13 protein-coding genes, 1 rRNA gene and 1 riboswitch (1 of these 15 cut by a window edge) are annotated in these 18226 nt (G+C 49.2%); of the genes, 8 read left to right on the forward strand and 6 right to left on the reverse strand.

The window, feature by feature from the left end; all coding sequences use genetic code 11:
* Positions 1–44: 44 nt before the first annotated feature.
* Positions 45–1358: a glutamate-1-semialdehyde 2,1-aminomutase gene (locus DCC85_RS03420; RefSeq protein WP_108464309.1), complete on the reverse strand. Its 1314-nt coding sequence runs from the start codon at positions 1356–1358 to the stop codon at positions 45–47.
* 59 nt (positions 1359–1417) lie between these two features.
* On the reverse strand, positions 1418–2515 hold the full coding sequence (locus tag DCC85_RS03425) for an LCP family protein (protein WP_108464310.1): 1098 nt from the start codon (positions 2513–2515) through the stop codon (positions 1418–1420).
* Between the two features lie 133 nt (positions 2516–2648).
* Between DCC85_RS03425 and bcp the strand changes: the two genes are divergently transcribed.
* A complete protein-coding gene (gene bcp, locus DCC85_RS03430) occupies positions 2649–3125 on the forward strand; it encodes a thioredoxin-dependent thiol peroxidase (protein ID WP_108464311.1) in 477 nt (158 codons plus the stop codon).
* 71 nt (positions 3126–3196) lie between these two features.
* On the opposite strand, the gene DCC85_RS03435 is transcribed toward bcp, so the two are convergent.
* Positions 3197–3877, reverse strand: coding sequence for a DedA family protein (locus tag DCC85_RS03435; protein WP_108464312.1), 681 nt, complete (start codon positions 3875–3877; stop codon positions 3197–3199).
* 117 nt (positions 3878–3994) lie between these two features.
* On the opposite strand from DCC85_RS03435, the gene DCC85_RS03440 reads away from it, so the two are divergent.
* From DCC85_RS03440 to guaA, 5 genes are all read left to right on the forward strand, one after another.
* Positions 3995–5206, forward strand: a complete 1212-nt coding sequence (locus DCC85_RS03440; RefSeq protein WP_199909968.1) for a polysaccharide deacetylase family protein — start codon at positions 3995–3997, stop codon at positions 5204–5206.
* 139 nt (positions 5207–5345) lie between these two features.
* Complete coding sequence (locus DCC85_RS03445) at positions 5346–6326, forward strand: AAA family ATPase (RefSeq protein ID WP_108464313.1); 981 nt, start codon at positions 5346–5348, stop codon at positions 6324–6326.
* The gene (locus DCC85_RS03450; RefSeq protein ID WP_108464314.1) at positions 6323–7525 is read left to right on the forward strand and encodes a DUF58 domain-containing protein; all 1203 of its coding nucleotides are present in this window, start codon (positions 6323–6325) and stop codon (positions 7523–7525) included. The genes DCC85_RS03445 and DCC85_RS03450 overlap by 4 nt, the downstream gene beginning before the upstream one ends.
* On the forward strand, positions 7522–9852 hold the full coding sequence (locus DCC85_RS03455; RefSeq protein WP_108464315.1) for a transglutaminase TgpA family protein: 2331 nt from the start codon (positions 7522–7524) through the stop codon (positions 9850–9852). The genes DCC85_RS03450 and DCC85_RS03455 overlap by 4 nt, the downstream gene beginning before the upstream one ends.
* 55 nt (positions 9853–9907) lie before the next feature.
* Positions 9908–11446, forward strand: a complete 1539-nt coding sequence (guaA, locus tag DCC85_RS03460) for a glutamine-hydrolyzing GMP synthase (protein WP_108464316.1) — start codon at positions 9908–9910, stop codon at positions 11444–11446.
* A 101-nt stretch (positions 11447–11547) separates the two neighbouring features.
* On the opposite strand, the gene DCC85_RS03465 is transcribed toward guaA, so the two are convergent.
* The 3 genes from DCC85_RS03465 to DCC85_RS03475 form a co-directional block, all read right to left on the reverse strand.
* Positions 11548–12045, reverse strand: coding sequence for a MepB family protein (locus DCC85_RS03465; RefSeq protein ID WP_234414328.1), 498 nt, complete (start codon positions 12043–12045; stop codon positions 11548–11550).
* Between the two features lie 172 nt (positions 12046–12217).
* A complete protein-coding gene (locus DCC85_RS03470; RefSeq protein WP_108464317.1) occupies positions 12218–13180 on the reverse strand; it encodes an AEC family transporter in 963 nt (320 codons plus the stop codon).
* Positions 13181–13306: 126 nt separating this feature from the next.
* Positions 13307–15004: an NAD-dependent malic enzyme gene (locus DCC85_RS03475; protein WP_108464318.1), complete on the reverse strand. Its 1698-nt coding sequence runs from the start codon at positions 15002–15004 to the stop codon at positions 13307–13309.
* A gap of 427 nt (positions 15005–15431) precedes the next feature.
* Positions 15432–15532: riboswitch (purine riboswitch) on the forward strand.
* A 113-nt stretch (positions 15533–15645) separates the two neighbouring features.
* Here DCC85_RS03475 and DCC85_RS03480 point away from each other — a divergent pair.
* Both DCC85_RS03480 and DCC85_RS03485 read left to right on the forward strand, forming a co-directional pair.
* Positions 15646–17055 (forward strand): NCS2 family permease, encoded by a 1410-nt coding sequence (locus DCC85_RS03480; protein ID WP_108464319.1) that lies wholly within the window; start codon positions 15646–15648, stop codon positions 17053–17055.
* Positions 17056–17539: 484 nt separating this feature from the next.
* Positions 17540–18226, forward strand: a 16S ribosomal RNA gene (locus tag DCC85_RS03485) (it continues 870 nt past the right edge of the window).

The raw sequence follows: 18226 nt of genomic DNA on the forward strand, positions 1-18226 counted from the left end.
TCCCCTTGTCTAGAGGGAATACGGTCTCTTCGTGTATCTTTGGTTTATTTATCGGTCATGCGGCGGAAGGACTCTTCGGCTGCAGTTAATGTGGCATCAATGTCCTCATCCGTATGTGCCGTGGTGAGGAACCAGGCCTCATATTTGGAAGGCGCCAGATTAATGCCCTGTTCCAGCATGTTGCGGAAGAAGGTGGCGAAAGCCTCGCTGTCCGTATCCTGCGCTTCCGTGTAATTCGTTACCGGATGATCGCAGAAGTGGGTGGAGAATGAACCGCGAATCTGGTTAATGGTCAGCGGCACGCCGTAACGGGAGGCCGATTCAGCCAGTCCGTCTGTCAGCCGGACAGCTAGACGGTTCATCTCCTCGTACACGCCCTCACTCTGGAGCACCTCTAGGCAGGCAATGCCGGCCGAGATGGAGGCAGGGTTACCGGCCATCGTTCCAGCCTGGTAAGCGGGACCGAGCGGAGCAACCTGCTCCATCACTTCCTTGCTGCCGCCGTAGGCGCCGATTGGCAGGCCGCCGCCAATAATTTTGCCGAGAGCCGTCAAATCGGGCTTAATCGCATCGTGGTTGCTGAGCCCGGCAAAGGTCTGTGCGGAGCCGTAGTGGAAGCGGAAGGCTGTGATGACCTCGTCATAGATGACGAGCGCTCCATACTCATGAGCGAGTCTGCATAGGTCTTCGAGGAAGCCTTCCTTCGGCATAACCATTCCGAAGTTGCCGACGATAGGCTCAACCATGACCGCTGCTACATCATCGCCCCAACGCTCTAGAGCTTCCTTGAGCGCACCGGCATCATTGAACGGCACGGTGATGACTTCGTGAGCGATGCTTGTCGGAATACCGGCACTGTCCGGAATTCCAAGCGTGGAAGGGCCGGAGCCTGCAGCAACCAGCACGAGGTCTGAATGGCCATGGTAGCAGCCGGCAAACTTAATGATCTTATTCCGCTTGGTGTAGGCCCGGGCTACGCGAATCGTAGTCATGACCGCTTCCGTTCCAGAATTGACAAACCGCACTTTATCCATGGAAGGGATCGCTTCCTTCAGCATGATCGCCAGCTTGATCTCAAGCTCGGTAGGGGTTCCGTAAAGGGTGCCGTTTGCAGCGGCACGGCTGATCGCCTCTGTAATATGAGGGTGGGCATGTCCGGTAATAATCGGGCCGTAAGCTGCCAAATAATCAATGTACTTATTGTTATCCACGTCCCAGAAATGCGCGCCCTGCGCCTTCTTCATAAATACAGGTGCTCCGCCGCCCACAGCTTTGAAAGACCGGGAAGGGCTGTTTACACCGCCTACAATATGTTTAAGAGCTTCTTGATAGAGGTGCTCGGATTGAGCTCGTTTCATGATCCATAACTTCCTTTCCGAATTGGAGTTTCATTTAGAAAAAGAGAAAGGACGGAATGTTAAGTTCCGTCGCTTCTTGACTTGCTTTCAGTTGTTGTGGGTTTTGTTTTGGAGGGGGTATCTTTGCCGCTGTCAGAAGACCCTGCCTGGTCTTTCTGATCTGTGCTGGTGTTCGTGTCCGTGTCCGCACCGGTCGTAGAGTCCTCCTTGTTAAATACATCCTGGACGTATGCTTTAAGTTTATCTTCGTCCTTAATACCAATCACAGCTGCACCGCCCACTGTCTTCTCTTCCAGCAGATCCATAGGCGGGATTTGTTCGCTTCCGCTCATCTGGCTGTTATAGCCTACGTTTGCGAGCTTCCACATGTCATTCACCGACATATTCGTATCGATGTAAGGGTTAACCTTATCCAGAATATCAGGAAGCTTCATGATGGACGTCGTGCTCTTCATTTTATCCGCTACCGCCTTAAGGAATTTACGCTGGCGGTCTGTACGTGCAAAGTCGGACAAAGCATCATGGCGGAACCGTACGTATTGAAGTGCCGTTTTCCCATCAAGATGCTGCATGCCTTTTTTCAAATCGATATCATATTCATGCTTATCCGCTGCGCTTGAGTAGTGCATGTCCTTCTCAACATCAAAGTCCACACCGCCCACAGCGTCAACTAGCGCGATAAAGCCTTGGAAATCCGTATAGACATAATACTGAATCGGGATGCCGAGCAGATCCGATACGCTCTGCATGGCCGTGTTAGGTCCATGGGTAATGGCGGTGTTGATCCGCTCTCTGCCATGCTCAGGGATGTCGACGTAAGTATCACGCATAATAGAGAACAGATAGCCCTTCTTCTTGACAGGATCTATGGACGCTACAAGCATGGTGTCAGAACGTGGGATTTCTCCCTTCTTGAGTCCGCGTGCATCTACCCCCATAAGGAGGATGTTTACACGGTCAGTCCCCTCCCATTTTGGAGGATCCGGCACCTTAGTATCTGTGGGTTGAACCTGATAAAAAGGTGAGTTCTCATCTTTCTTGTGAAGATTATCAAGCTGATTATAGATGGCGATAAAATAATAGGCGACAAAGGCCAGAATGATTACAACCACGCCTATGACGGACCAAAGGATCGTCCGTTTAGTTCTTTTTGTCATCTCGTTCGTCCTTTCTGGGTAGATCGGATAAATAAGCTGCCCCGATCCTGGCAGTCGTTCATATCCTTACATTATAATTTCTTTTGTAAATACAATCAATTTTCACTTTTTAGAGAAAAAGGAGATATACGACATGACAGAGCAACAGGTTGAACTAGGAAAGAAAGTTCCTGATTTTACACTGCCAGCAAGCGGCGGCGGATTTCTCTCACTTCATGAGCTGAGAGGCCGCAAAGTCGTAATTTACTTCTATCCGAGAGATCTTACTCCCGGCTGTACGGAGGAAGCTTGCGACTTTAGAGACCGCACACAGGATTTCGCTGCCGCGGGAACGGCAGTGCTGGGCATTAGCGGGGATGAGGTGAAGTCTCATGATAAATTTACAGAGAAGCACAAGTTATCATTCCCACTTCTTTCAGATGCAGATCACGAGGTTAGCCGGATGTTTGGCGTATGGCAGCTGAAAAAGCTGTATGGCAAGGAGTTCGAGGGAATCGTCCGCTCCACCTTCCTAATCGACGAGGAGGGAGTCTTGATTAAGGAGTGGAGAAAGGTGCGGGTCAAGGGGCATTCCGAGGAAGTGCTGCAGACCGTTCAGGCTTTGCAATAATAAATAAGCAAAGGCGGGAGCATATCAGTGGAGATGAAGCTGCCGCCTTTGAATTATTCATTTGTTAGCGCTTAAGAGCGGGAGTTTGTTGCTTTGGCTTTGACTTCAGCCTGGCTCTCAAGTTCCCTGCTATGTTGACGGCGCCGATATAGCTTGCGCGGAGATTTCCGGTATCGGTACAGGATGATCAATGCAATGATTGCAAAGATGCCGATCGCCAGGAACAAGGTTGACTTTGCAGCGAGTTCGAACATATGGTTCCACTGCGGTCCAAATAATTTACCGATGCCGATGAACAGGGCCGTCCAGACCAGGGCTCCGCTGTATGCATACAAGGCGAATTTACGGAACGGTAGTCCGATAATGCCTGAGAAGTAGCCTGTTACATGTCTTACGCCAGGGATAAAGTAGCCGATAAAGACAAGGGAAGAGCCATATCTATCGAACCAGTAGCGCGTTTTGTCCAGCTTGTGCGGCGGAAGGAGAACCCATTTGCCGAATTTACGGATGAAGGGCATTCCGGCCTTACGGCCGATCCAGTACGTAATCGTCATTCCGAGCGTTGTCCCCCAAAAAGCACAGATGATAAGCAGCTGCCAATGAAGCATTCCTTTGTAAGAGAGGAATCCGGCATAGGCCATCGTCGTTTCACCGGGAAAAGGTAGAGCAATGAATTCCAGCAAGAGCCCCAGGAAAATAACCCAATAGCCGTGCTGCTCGAATAAAGTCTCTAAATAGTTCACCAAATTCATGGGGGTATCCACACTCCAGTTAGCATTTCAGCTGCTAGTCTATTTTGCAGTCTATCTCCATATAATCTATCAATGATGCAATCTCATTCATAGAAACATTGGAGGTAGATGATTGACATGTATAAAGTACAATGGGTGATCTGGCAAGCTCTGCTGGCCATGCTGATGCTGACGCTGCCGGCAGATCTTAGAGAACAACTGCCAGCGGCTCCCTCCGCTGCGCCAGCAGCAACATCTGCGTCAGGCGCCGTGAACGGGCCTGCGACCGCTCCGGTGAAGCACAGCAGCTGGAAGACGCAGCAGGAAGCTCATGAAGAATCCTCCAAGATCGTATATCTTACCTTTGATGACGGTCCCAGCAAGCTGACTTCACAGGTGCTTGATATTCTCGAAGAGAAGAAGATTGGGGCTACCTTTTTTGTTCTTGGGCAGATGGCTAAGCAGAGCCCGGAGGTTATTCGCAGAATAGCAGATGAAGGTCATGCTATAGGCAACCATACTTTTAATCATAAATATAATGAACTCTATCATCATTTTAGCGCGTTCTGGCAGCAAATCAAACAGACCGAAGAGATCGTCAGGGAAATTACCGGGTCTCGTCCTCAGTTGGTACGTGCACCAGGCGGTACATTTGGCCACTTTGATAAGAATTATTTCAAGCTGCTGAAGGATGCCGGATATGCTGTGTTCGACTGGGATGTAGATAGCGGTGATTCCAAGCGAAAGGGAGTTCCCGCTGCAGAGATTCTGAGCAATATTCAGAAGTCCCCCCTGAAGGATCGGATGGTCGTGCTGTTGCATGATGGTGCAGGCCATGAGGAGACTGTCCGGGCGCTTCCGCAAATTATTTCCTATTATCAGAGCAAAGGTTATCGCTTTGAAACACTGACACCGAAGACGAAGCCTGTTCAGTTTAAGGTTGGAGGCTCACTTCCAAAGCAGCGCATTTCGCCTTCTGAAGCATGGGTCAGCACACATATTGTCCCCAATGCGGCGCTGTTTGCGAATGCACCGGCATTAGCTGTTGCTGTAGGCAGCGTTGAGACGAGGCTGGCTGCAGGAGAGTATAGAATTTCAGAGGGCGGCGCCTATGTTGTTCCCGTAAGAGCCATGATGGAAAGGCTTGGGGCCTATGTAAGCTGGAATCCGCTTCGCCAGGAAGCCGAGATTAGCTGGGAGGATCATGAGCCCCTAATACTCCGGCCAGAACAGTTCGAAGTGCAGGGAGACGCGATTTGGATGCCGCTGAGGACACTGCTTGAATTGTCGGGGCATACGATTCGAGAGGTGAGCTTTGGGGACAAGCTGCGGCGGGTGCAAGCCGTCTAATGGTCTTATGATACATGCTATAACTTTATCAACCAATCTATGAGGCCCTGGCTACTGTTGACGTGTCTATTCTATTCAAAAATTGGAGAGACTGCTGATAATAGAATCTCTTCGGAATAGAAAGGAAGTGTCTGCTGCAATGGTAGCTCCTCTATTACATGAACAATCATTTCATTTATTGGAACGCTTTGTGGAACGGCTGGGGACAGTCGTTGTCGGCAAAAAGAAGGAAATTGAGCTTACGCTCCTTGCCATGCTGTGCGGAGGGCATGTTTTGCTTGAGGATGTGCCGGGAGTAGGCAAGACGCTTCTGGTTCGCGCCATTGCTAAGGGTCTCGGGGCTTCCTATGGACGTATCCAATTCACCTCGGATTTGATGCCATCTGATATTACTGGCGTATCCGTTTACAAGCCGCAGAGTGGAGAGTTTGAATTTCGTCCTGGCCCGATTCTTAACAGTATTGTGCTTGCAGATGAAATCAATCGCGCTGCTCCCCGAACACAGTCTGCGCTTTTGGAAGCGATGGAGGAGAGAGTGGTTACTGTGGACGGGGTAAGCCGCCCCCTTCCTGAACCCTTTCTGCTGCTTGCTACGCAGAATCCATTGCAATTCGAAGGCACCTTTCGATTGCCTGAGGCGCAGATGGATCGTTTTCTCATGCGGATCAGTCTTGGATATCCTAGCGTGGAGGAGGAAGTTCGTCTATTAGGCGTTCAGGGGGAAGGCAGCCCGCTTAGCCGCTTGCGTCCGGTACTTCTGGCGGAAGAACTGGCTGCTATGCAGCGCCAAGTCCGCACGGTGACCGTAGATGACACCATCAAGCGATATATAGTTGCTGCGGCGGATGCCTCGCGCCGTCATAAAGAGCTGGCGCTGGGCATCAGCCCGCGCGGAACGCTGGCCTGGTTGGGCGCGGCGAAGGCCCATGCCTTTTATCGCGGGCGGATGTATGTCGTGCCCGATGATGTGAAATTGACGGCCGAGGCGGTGCTGCCCCACCGGCTGATCCTTACCGCCGAAGCCAGACTTAGCGGGCGGCAGCCGGAAGAGCTGGTCTGTGAAATTCTGCACAGAATTTCGGTGCCTATGACCCGGCAGGCTTCGGAGGGATTGGCGTGAGGGGGCTGTTTGCTTGGGGAGCCCTCTTGACCTCTTGCGTTGTGCTTATTGCTTTGAAGGAATGGCATGGCGGAAGATCTGCGCTGTTTCTGCTTGCTTGCGCTGCACTGATTGGACTGCAGGGAGCGGTTGTAAGCCTTGCCGGGGCGCGGCATGTTCAGGCTAAGCGGTCCTATGCTCCTTCCCGGCCAAAGGCTGGTGAACCTGTAGCGGTAACTCTGTCGTTATTATGGACAGGAGGAATCCCGCCGCTATGGGTACGCATCAAGGATTTGCTTGATGGTTCCGAAGTGGCTGGCAGAGGGCGAGGGCATCTTCGCTACGTTGGCTTTCGCAGAAATATAGAAGTAGGCTATACCCTTTCGAAGGTAGGCCGCGGACTTTATACAGGAGCTGAGCTTGAACTAACTTATGGAGATGTTTTTGGATGGTTTGGAAGAACCTTGCGTGTACCGGGCTTAGACAGTCTTGTTGTGTTCCCGGAAGGGAGCGGAGAATACAGCTCGCATTGGAAGGGGAGATCTGTGTCGCTTGGAGAGAGCGATGACCCGGCAGTCGGCAATAGCGTTCCTGATCTGCTGGTTCGCCCTTATCTTGAGGGAGATGCTCTGAAGTGGATGGATTGGAAGGGCACGGCACGAAGGGGAACCCTCCTTGTTAGACAGCAAGCCGCGCAAATGGACCAGGCTGTCTGTATCCTGCTTGATACGAATCCATCGGTTTACATTGAAGATGAGGACAGCGAATCAGCGGCGGAGAACCGCGCCTTCGAGAGGGCGGTATCCTGCGCAGCCTCCATGCTGCAAGCTGCAGCTGCGGCAGATGAGCGAGTGGCCTTCCGGCACGGAGGTATGCCGCGTATGCTATGTCCGTCCGACCTATCCCTTGAAGAGGACGTGTGGGTGTCCTTGGCCGCTGTTCATCCATCGGCAGGTCTTGAGGCGGCCGCTCTGCTTAGACAGGCGGCTTGCGAGGGAGCTGGAGGCAGCTTCATTGTCATTACGGGACAGCTAACGTCCCGGCTCTGCTCAGAGGCTGAGACGCTCGCCCTTGACGGCTATACGGTAGAGCTTGTGAGCTGCTCTATTCACACGGAAGGCTTGGAGAGTGAGCGGATTGCACAGCTTAAGAAGGCTGGCATCCGGCTAACCCTTCCGCCGCTGTCAGCAATGCACAAGACGGGAGGTGGGGCAGCGTGATAGGGCATGAATCCCGTTTTGAGCTGGATGCGGACAGCCAGGAAGGGAGAGCGGTCCGCCAAGCTGGCCGCTGGAGAATCTGGGCGGTGCACGGCATCTATTCTGTATTCATCTATGGCATGCTCGCAGAGTGGCTGATCCCATTTTGGGCGCTGCTGGGTTCAGAGGGGGAGAAGCTGCTGAGCCTCTTTTTTATATTTACCGGCGTACTGCTTGCTGCAGGATGTGCCGGATTGCAGGCGTCGGGAATTTTGCTGCTTGCGCTGGGGGCTTCTGGAACAGTTATGTATTTATTGTTCGCCCAGGAACAGGGAGTTCTCTGGTTCAAGGAGTACGGCAGAACGTTATCAGCGGATGCCGCTGTATGGCTGCAAACAGGCCATTTAACCGAGCTGAGCCGGGAGACTCGGATGCTTCTGCTGCTCGTAGGATGGTTTCTTCTTGCCGCCGTGGTTCAACAGTTTGTGCTTAGCAAGAGGCATGTACTGCTCTTCTGGGTTATAACCCTTCTGTTCTTGACCCTTCTTGAAATGCTGACCATGAAGGAGATGTATTCAGGAACTGTCCGCGTTTGCCTGTATGCTCTGCTGCTTCAGCTGCTCATTAACTTCACAGATCCGCCGAGCTCCAAACTAAAGAAGTTTCCAGGTATCTCTTCAAATGACCTTAAGCTAAGTCTTGTAACAGGCAGAAAGTTGGGAGTGTGTCTTCTGCTTGGGAGCTGCCTTGTCATTAGCTGTATTGGTTTGTCAGCAGGATTCAACATGACACTGCCCGCTGCGCCGCTACAGCGCATTTCCTGGGAGGATACTGTACGCAAGCTTGAAGCCTGGACTGAGACAAATCTGACCGATACGAGGAGCACAAGCAGCCACATGACTGGCTACAGCAAAGATGACAGTGCACTTGGTGCCCCTCTTGAGCAGCATCGCAGCCGGTTCCTTACAGTCATTAGCCCAGAGCCAACCTACCTGCGGGGAGAAACGCTTAGCTACTATGATGGGCGCGGCTGGAGCCGGATGGAGAATTACTCCACCCCATTCAAAGACCGAGGGGAATCACCGGTCACTTATAGCCAGGAAAATGAAGTTCGATCTACTTCTATGGTTCAGACTATCACGTATGAACGGCCGCAGTCGGGGGATATCCCGCTGCTTGGCGGGGGACCGATTCAACGTATACAGATTAAAGACGGGAGCAGGGAGCTAACAGAGCACCCTGGCCGGATTCTTTATAATCAAGCTTCGGATTCAGCTTTTATCAGACTGGATGGGCAGGGAGAAGTTATTCGCTCATATCAAGTAGAGGTCGGTGTGCCTTTATCCGATCCCAGATTACTTGAAGAGCATCCTAAGGACCCGGCTGAAATCCGCTATACTTATCTTCAGCTTCCCTCCGGGCTGCCCAGCCGCGTGAGAGAGCTTGGCGCCCGGCTGATCCCTGATGACTCCGCAACCCGTTATGAAGCGGTCATGGCGGTAAAGGACTATTTGCAGCGCACCTATCCGTACACCTTAAATACGAAGGTGCCGAAGCAAGGTCATGATTTTGTAGATGATTTTCTCTTTGAGCAGCGGACCGGGTATTGTGACCATTTCTCGACTTCCATGGTGGTGCTCCTTAGAACTCAAGGGATCCCAGCCAGATGGGTCAAGGGATTTGCTCCGGGTGAGCAGGACAGCTCCAACCCGCAGAAGTACCATGTGCGTTCCTCAGATGCTCATTCTTGGGTAGAGGTGTACTTTGGCGAGGCGGGCTGGTTTCCTTTTGAGCCTACTCCTGGCTTTACTGCAGCTGGAACCAAGTCGGCTTCAGATGACGCTTTAGCAGAATCCGAAATTGATTCATGGAGAAAGTTATCTGAGGTTACAGGCATGGGAATCAAGAACATGGTGTCCGGCATTTTAGACGGGCGGTCTAATAGCTTGGCTATTCCAGCTGCCATACTGCTAATAATTGGAGCGGGCATTGCAGGGTATTATCATCCAAGGATCGATGCTTCGAGGTTCCGTGGAGGAGCGATGCCCAAGCAGGAAAGAGGGGTTTTTCCAGGAAGGGAAGTTCTCTTAGGCTCTGCGGATCGGGCTTGGAAATCAATCTACCGTAAATATGGGCGTAAGCCTGCTGGAATTACCGCCCGGGAATACGCGGCTAAGTTGAAGGAAATAGATAAAGCTGCTGGGGAGTTGCTTCAAGATTTTATAGAAGTTTGGGAACTCTTGTATTATGGAGGTAATTCGCTGGATCGTCGAGCTTCTTTGCGCTTTCTCGATCAATGCCGACGTTTACGCGGGAAAAGCGGTAGACGGGCTTCGGATGTTTCTTGACGAGCTCTTTTGTGGTTTCGTATAATAAGTCTCATAATTTGAGGGAGGCTCGGTAATGAATAAGCCAAATGAAATCATTGTCGTCCTGGATTTTGGGGGACAATATAATCAGTTAATAGCTAGACGGATTCGCGATTTAGGGGTTTACAGTGAACTGCTGCCTTACAATACACCGGTTGAACGCCTGCGTGAAATCGCGCCGAAAGGTATTGTATTCTCGGGCGGACCTTCAAGTGTGTACGGTGAGGATGCACCTCATGTAGATCAGGCGATTTATGATATCGGGGTTCCGATCTTCGGTATTTGCTACGGTATGCAGCTGATGGCTCATCAATTGAACGGAAAAGTAGAACGGGCGGCCAGACGTGAATACGGTAAGGCAGATGTAAATTTTGCAAAGCATTCGGTATTGACCCGCGGGCTTGATGCCAAGCAAACGGTATGGATGAGCCACGGGGACCATGTCGTTGAACTTCCTGAAGGCTTCCGCGTGGATGCTTCGACGGATCATGCCCCAATCGCTGGCTTTAGCCATCCGGATCGCCGCTTGTATGGGGTACAGTTCCATCCGGAAGTACGTCATTCGATACACGGCAATGAGATGATCCGTAATTTCTTATATGAAATTTGCGGTTGTGAAGGCAATTGGAGCATGGAGAGCTTCATTGAAGATACCATTAAGGATATTCGCAACCAGGTAGGCGACAAGAAGGTGCTGTGCGCACTCAGCGGTGGGGTTGACTCTTCTGTAGTGGCTATGCTGATTCATAAGGCTATCGGCGAGCAACTTACCTGTATGTTCATTGACCATGGGCTTCTGCGCAAGGGTGAAGCCGATAGTGTTATGGAGACTTTTGTCGGCAAGTTCGACATGAAGGTTGTTAAGATCGATGCTCGTGAACGCTTCCTCTCCAAGCTGGCAGGGGTGGATGATCCGGAACAGAAACGGAAGATTATCGGAAACGAGTTTATTTATGTATTTGATGAAGAATCCGCAAAATTTGATGATTTTGCATTCTTGGCACAAGGGACCCTTTATACAGACATTGTAGAGAGCGGTACAGCAACTGCGCAGACGATTAAATCTCACCACAACGTGGGCGGATTGCCGGAAGACATGAAGTTTGAGCTGGTAGAGCCGCTTAAAGCGCTGTTTAAGGATGAGGTTCGCAAAGTAGGCGAAGAGTGCGGACTGCCTAAGGAGATTGTCTGGAGACAGCCGTTCCCGGGTCCGGGCCTTGCGATTCGTGTGCTTGGCGAAGTTACCGAGGACAAGCTGCATATTGTACGGGAGTCTGACTATATTTTGCGCGATGAGATTGCCAAGGCCGGACTTGACCGGGAGATTTGGCAGTACTTCACGGCTCTGCCGAATATGAAGAGTGTTGGCGTTATGGGAGATGCTCGTACGTATTCCTACACCGTCGGCATCCGTGCCGTTACCTCCATCGACGGCATGACCGCCGACTGGGCGCGTATCCCTTGGGACGTGCTGGAGAAGATCTCCGTGCGGATCGTGAATGAGGTTGAGAACGTCAACCGCGTCGTGTATGACATTACCTCGAAGCCGCCGGCTACCATCGAGTGGGAATAGGCTGGGAGTACAATATTAAAGCTTTGGAAAAAACTCTCTTTTATCTGCGTTTAGCAAATAGAAGGGAGTTTTTTTCTTAGTACTATGTAAGCTGCTTACGACTATAAGTATAGCTCCGTTAGAACTTTTACATCGACAGAAGCAGTCAGATCAATGAAGTATTTCTGTTGCCATCTCTGTGTGCGCTTAGCCGCCGGGTTCAACTCAATTTCCCAATCTGGATATACCCGAATAGCCATTTTTCCTTTCTTGTCTGCATTGCTTAAAACCTCTTGTTTTAACAGAATTTCTTTCGGAAAGATGAACTGTCCCTTTCTCTTTTGATCAATGACGCTCACAATCACTTTATCGGGGCAGTTCTTATAACTATAAGCCTGGTTCTTGTTATGGATATCCTTCTCCCAAAAAACCACAAAGTATCCTTTCTTTTTGGGGGTGAGCTTGGCTAGCCTGCTTCTAAACGTTTGTTTACCTGCTTCAAAAGTAGCCCCTTCATACTCCAAATTTTGATTTTCAATACTCATATCGGTTATTTCAGGAATCCCCAGTTGCTCTAAGAGTGAGCGGGTAATATTTAAAGACTCGAAGTTATAATTCAATGGCTAACCTCCTTGATCTGTATAAAGCTAATGTGTATAAGCCACTATTGCATTATAATGATGGACTTTAGTGAAATCGAATTTTATCAAGGAGAGGCACTGAATTTACACACATCATCCTTCTCTTAATAAACATAACATAGCCCCGAGTGTGAACACTCGGGGCTATTTATTAAACCAATATAGAGATTAAAATCGGTAATGAAATCAGCGATAACACGGAGCTAATTACGAAGGAGGAAGCACTCTCCACCTCCAAAGTCTCAAACCGGGATGCAATCATGGCGGCAACTGCAGATCCTGGGAAGGATACTAGCAGAATAGCCATTGTCATATCCTTTGCGGACAGTCCGATGACAAGTGCAAACACATAGGTTAAGGCCGGCATGGCGATGACCTTCAACAGAGCAATGCTAAAGGCTTGTTTGCTGAAGTTAATCTTATTCAAGCCAATCGTTACACCGATAGCGAATAGAGCGGCACCGGAGGTGATATCTCCGATCTGATCGAGTGATTTCTGCAGCAGATCCGGAGACTGGAAGCCAAGCAGTGTCAGAATGACACCCAAAATCGGAATACAAGCTAGTGGCTCTCGCAGGCCATGCAGAATGGAGTGGTATGTGAGATCCCACAAATTCTGCTTACTGCCTGAGGCTTGATTGGCCTGAGTCTTCTTGCCAACTGAGCTGACAATGGTCGCGATCGGATCAAGCAGAGCATTAACAACCACCCCTGTAACTGCAATAGGTATTGCAACTTCAGTTGGGCCGAACAGGCTGCCTAGCACAGGAATCCCCATAAAAGCAAAGGACGGCTGTGTGGAGTTTAACGAGAAGATGGAAGACGTATTCAGATCCATTCGGAAGGCAAATCGCATAACAAGCAGCAACAAGACATAGAAACCGATAATGCCCAGGAACATAGTTACAAAGAATGGCCACTCCTTAATCAGTGTTTCTTTGCTAGTTGTCGTAATACCGATAAATAGATGAGCTGGCAGGGCGAATTTTGTTACCAAGGTGTTAAGTCCCTTGGAAGAAGCGGGGGTGAATATTTTGAAGAATCCCCCAAGGTACCCGAGTATAATTACAAAGAAAATCGGGATTAAAGTGATAAATATCTGACTGACTGACATGCTGTAAAGCCTCCTTTAAATCATCAAGCTCTCATTCAAAGGGGAAGGATGCCGATCTTAACCAGCACCGCATCCTATCTCCTGTTGATGAGTAATAAGTTCATGGGTCAGTTAGAGAGTTTGTGATTACACGTTGGCCTTTATTGTTTTGTATACTGGTTGCCATATGGTATCTTTTACAGCCTGCTCTACGTCGGCTGGAATATGGTTTGCTACGCCGTCTTCAATCGCAGCTTTTGCAACTGCCACCGCAACGGCAAGCGATACGGATTGTAAATCTTTAACACGAGGTAGTAGCGGTGAACCTGGTTCGGAAGAGTCAATGGCGTTCGCGACTGCTTTGGCAGCAGATGTGAACATGTTTTTAGTAAAGACCTTGGCTTTTACCACGATAGCCCCCAAACCGAGGCCCGGGAAGACAAACGCATTATTGGACTGACCAATCTCGTAAGTGACCCCGTTATATTCAACTGGCTCAAACGGACTACCGGTGGCGATCAGTGCTTTGCCGTTCGTCCAGTGAAGGAGATCAGCCGGAAGAGCTTCAGCAAGTTCTGTAGGATTGGACATGGGCATAATAATTGGACGTTCAACATGCTCAGCCATTTCGCGAACAATCTCTTCGCTGAAAGCACCGGATACCCCGGAAGTTCCGATCATGATCGTCGGTTTGACCTGTCTGATGACTTCCAGCAGCGACACTTTGCCGTCCTTATCCTTGGCCCAGTCTTGGATTTCTTCCGCACGACGAACATAAGGCTTCTGGAAGTCAAGAACGCCCTCAGTTGTATCCGTAAGCAATCCGCGGTAATCATAGGCCCAGAAGCGCCCTTTCGCCTCCGCGTCCGATAAGCCTTCATTGATCATGGCATCTTTGATCTGATCTGCATTGCCGATTCCGGCAGCGCCTGGACCGAACACCAAAACGCGATGATCTCTAAGCGGTGTGCCGCTGATTTTAACTCCGGACATGATCGCTGCCAGGGTAACCGCTCCTGTACCTTGGATATCGTCGTTGAAGGTTAGGACCTTGTTGCCGTATTTGTTAATAATATGTCTGGCATTGACGTTGCCAAAGTCCTCCCAGTGCAGCAGTGCGTTCGGAAAGAGTCTTTGCGCTGTTGAAACATAGGCATCGATGAAGTGCTCATAGCGCTCTCCCCGAACACGTTCATGACGTGTGCCGATATACAAAGGATCTTCGAGCAGCTTCTTATTATTGGTACCAGCATCCAAGATGACCGGTAGAACCCGGCTTGGATCGATACCAGCAGCTGCTGTGTAGACGGCCAGTTTGCCAATGGCAATATTGATTCCCCCGACACCCCAATCGCCAATACCAAGAATGCTCTCAGAGTCTGTAGCCACGATCAGGTCAATGTCGCTTGAGCCGACACCGCTATTCAAGAAGGCTTCTTCAATTCCATCAATATTATCAATAGAAAGGTAAATACCGCCGGGTTTATGGTAATGATGACTGTATTCCTGAATGGCTTGTCCAACCGTTGGTGTGTAGACAATCGGAAGGAGCTCGCTGAGGTGATCAGTAAGCACACGGTAGTACAGCACCACATTGCGGTTGTACAAATCGTTCAGCATTATATTTTTGCGTAGGTTGCTGGGTTCCTTGTTAAGCTCCTCATAAGCTCGGTGTGCCTGTTCCTCGATGCTAAGCACCATAGGGGGAAGAATACCATTCAGCTTTAGCTCCTTGCGCTCTTCAACAGTAAAAGCGACCCCTTTATTGAGTATCGGGTTGGACAAGATGTCCTTACCTCTTAATGGAGTAGCTAGTACTCCTTCGCGTTCGACAAATGTTTTCATGGGATAAGCCTTCTTTCAATAAACTTATTTCAATCAAGTTAATAACTTAAAGTTAGTTGTTAACCTTACGAAACTGAGTATAAGACTTTTTTATGAAAATGTAAATGTAATGATGGAAATTGTGAAAATTTTCATGATTTTTTCCGTGGAGCTAACATTCTTGAGGATATTTGGCTGTAAGGATCGATTATGCTGCGCAGCATCGCTTAAAAAATTAGATGCGAAGCTATATTATTGATCCCCAAATTTCTTTTTATATATTACGTTAAGGTTCATTTCTGTCGCTGGATAGAAAATAAGGCATAGGGAATCATTAAGTATAGATTTATGATTGATTCCACCTTATTTGCGAACAATAAATGTAATATCACGCTTAATGTTCGTTTTTCATATTGACAAATACTTAGGTGCCGCCCTAAAATGAAGAAGCAAACAAGCTTATTATCTTCGTATAATCCCGGGAATCGGCCTGGGAGTCTCTACATGGTCACCGTAAATGACCTGGCTACGATGTGAAAGAGAATTCGGTAATGAAGTAAGAGACAGCTTCTTCTCATTAGTGGATAGATCTTGATTACGTCGGCGCCGCTTTAGGCCCGGCCATTTTTGTTTTTACAGTATCTTTTTAGGGGGAATCTTTTTTGGAGCGGTTTTTTAAACTCAAGGCAAATGGAACTACAGTGCGCACCGAAATTATGGCCGGTATTACCACATTTATGGCCATGGCGTACATTCTCTCCGTCAATCCGAATACGCTGACTGCATTTGGCCAGATTGAGATGGGCTGGTATTCCGTTTTCCTGGCAACTGCACTGGCAGCAGGGATTTTTACTATCGCTATGGGCTTGTTCATTAACTTCCCTGTAGCTCTGGCACCGGGCATGGGGCTTAACGCATACTTTGCTTCTGTCATTCTGGCATCTGCCACTACGGATCATCCGTTTACCTGGCAAATGGGCTTAACTGCTGTATTTATCTCTGGCTTGATTTTTATCCTGTTGACAGTAACAAGAGTTCGTCAAATCCTGTTAGTCGCTGTTCCCGACGGCCTTAAACATGCAATCACCGTGGGGATAGGGATGTTCATTACGATTATTGGTTTGAAAAACAGCGGGCTGATGACGGTTGGCGTGGAAGCAGGAAGTGATATTCCAGCTCACAAATTAACAGATGTACTTTCCTTCGAAACAGTAATTCACTTGGGAAGTCTTGAGAACACGAACGTTCAGCTAGCGCTGATCGGCTTGATCCTGATTTCTATATTGATGGTTCTTCGAGTAAAAGGTGCGATTCTATTTGGTATTCTTGGCACTACGGTTATCGCGATGCTCATGGGCGCCGTGGACTTTAGCACTCTGACGAGCAAGGACGCGCACTGGGTACCTGATTTCAGCCAAATGAACTTTATGTCCTTTGATTGGGATGGTATTCTGCATACTGGTATTATCTCGGCGATTGCTACATTTACATTTGTTGAACTCTTCGATACATTTGGAACTCTGGTAGGTACTGCACAGCGTGCAGGTATTATGGACAACCCTGAGGAAGGCCGTAAACGTGTTGGCAAGGCGATGTTTGTAGATGCTGTAGCCGTTGCTGGTGGTGCTGTGCTCGGGACTTCTACAACGACAGCATTTGTTGAAAGTACAGCGGGGGTTGCTGAAGGTGGACGTACAGGCCTAACAGCCGTAACAACAGGCGCTTGTTTCCTGCTTGCGTTGTTCCTTGCACCAATTGCTGCATTGATTCCGGGCTCTGCGACTGCGGCTGCTCTGATCATCGTCGGTGTACTGATGGCACAATCCTTGCGTAATATTGATTTTCAAGATATGGTTGTTGCCATTCCGTCATTCTTGACTTTTGCTATTATGCCTTTCACGTACAACATAGCTAACGGAATCTCCTTCGGGATTGTTTCCTACGTAATTTTGGCTGTGGTGGCGAATATGATCTCCAATAAGACAGGCAAGAAGTATGAAATCCACTGGATGATGTGGGTACTGGCTGTACTTGTTATCCTCCGTTATGCTCTGGTGGGAAGCCAAGGATAAATGAATAAATAAATGTGAAGCACCTCTCAATCATGAGGGGTGTTTTTTGTATATATAATGTAGCAAAAAGTTAAGGTCGTTCATCAAGATTATTTTCTTTGAAAAAAATACTTGCTTGCTAGGCTGAATGTATGGTATATTCTTATTCCGGCCGTTAAACAAGAGCTTGGCTGGACATGTTGGTGCAATTGAGAGAACAGAGTGAGTTGGTAAAAAATACTCCTTGCATCTTGCTTGCTAACATGCTATGATATAAAAGTTGACACCGACGAGTTCGGTTGAAACGTGAGAACAGTTTGATCTTTGAAAACTGAACAACGAGTGAGATATAAATGAGAATTAACGGATGAATTTCAAGTCCATCTCGATTTGAAATTCGATCCTTTCTCGTCAGTTTCAAAATGAGTCATCAGCTTATTCAATACATTTTCGGATGGTTATTTTCTCGAAGCAATTCGGGTAAAGATGTCACCTCGAAAAAACCTTATTGGAGAGTTTGATCCTGGCTCAGGACGAACGCTGGCGGCGTGCCTAATACATGCAAGTCGAGCGGAGTTATTTGGAAGCTTGCTTCTAAATAACTTAGCGGCGGACGGGTGAGTAACACGTAGGCAACCTGCCTGTAAGACTGGGATAACTACCGGAAACGGTAGCTAATACCGGATACACAAGTTCCTCGCATGAGGGATTTGGGAAAGACGGAGCAATCTGTCACTTACGGATGGGCCTGCGGCGCATTAGCTAGTTGGTGGGGTAACGGCTCACCAAGGCGACGATGCGTAGCCGACCTGAGAGGGTGAACGGCCACACTGGGACTGAGACACGGCCCAGACTCCTACGGGAGGCAGCAGTAGGGAATCTTCCGCAATGGACGAAAGTCTGACGGAGCAACGCCGCGTGAGTGATGAAGGTTTTCGGATCGTAAAGCTCTGTTGCCAGGGAAGAACGCTTGAGAGAGTAACTGCTCTTAAGGTGACGGTACCTGAGAAGAAAGCCCCGGCTAACTACGTGCCAGCAGCCGCGGTAATACGTAGGGGGCAAGCGTTGTCCGGAATTATTGGGCGTAAAGCGCGCGCAGGCGGCCATTTAAGTCTGGTGTTTAATCCTGGAGCTCAACTCCGGGTCGCACTGGAAACTGGGTGGCTTGAGTGCAGAAGAGGAGAGTGGAATT

This window comes from Paenibacillus sp. CAA11 (genome assembly GCF_003060825.1).
Lineage (GTDB): Bacteria > Bacillota > Bacilli > Paenibacillales > Paenibacillaceae > Fontibacillus.

Coding starts and splice junctions, on each gene's coding strand:
- DCC85_RS03420 (WP_108464309.1), bottom strand. CDS start 1,358: ATGAAACGAGCTCAATCCGAGCACCTCTATCAAGAAGCTCTTAAACAT.
- DCC85_RS03425 (WP_108464310.1), bottom strand. CDS start 2,515: ATGACAAAAAGAACTAAACGGACGATCCTTTGGTCCGTCATAGGCGTG.
- bcp (WP_108464311.1), top strand. CDS start 2,649: ATGACAGAGCAACAGGTTGAACTAGGAAAGAAAGTTCCTGATTTTACA.
- DCC85_RS03435 (WP_108464312.1), bottom strand. CDS start 3,877: ATGAATTTGGTGAACTATTTAGAGACTTTATTCGAGCAGCACGGCTAT.
- DCC85_RS03440 (WP_199909968.1), top strand. CDS start 3,995: ATGTATAAAGTACAATGGGTGATCTGGCAAGCTCTGCTGGCCATGCTG.
- DCC85_RS03445 (WP_108464313.1), top strand. CDS start 5,346: ATGGTAGCTCCTCTATTACATGAACAATCATTTCATTTATTGGAACGC.
- guaA (WP_108464316.1), top strand. CDS start 9,908: ATGAATAAGCCAAATGAAATCATTGTCGTCCTGGATTTTGGGGGACAA.
- DCC85_RS03470 (WP_108464317.1), bottom strand. CDS start 13,180: ATGTCAGTCAGTCAGATATTTATCACTTTAATCCCGATTTTCTTTGTA.
- DCC85_RS03475 (WP_108464318.1), bottom strand. CDS start 15,004: ATGAAAACATTTGTCGAACGCGAAGGAGTACTAGCTACTCCATTAAGA.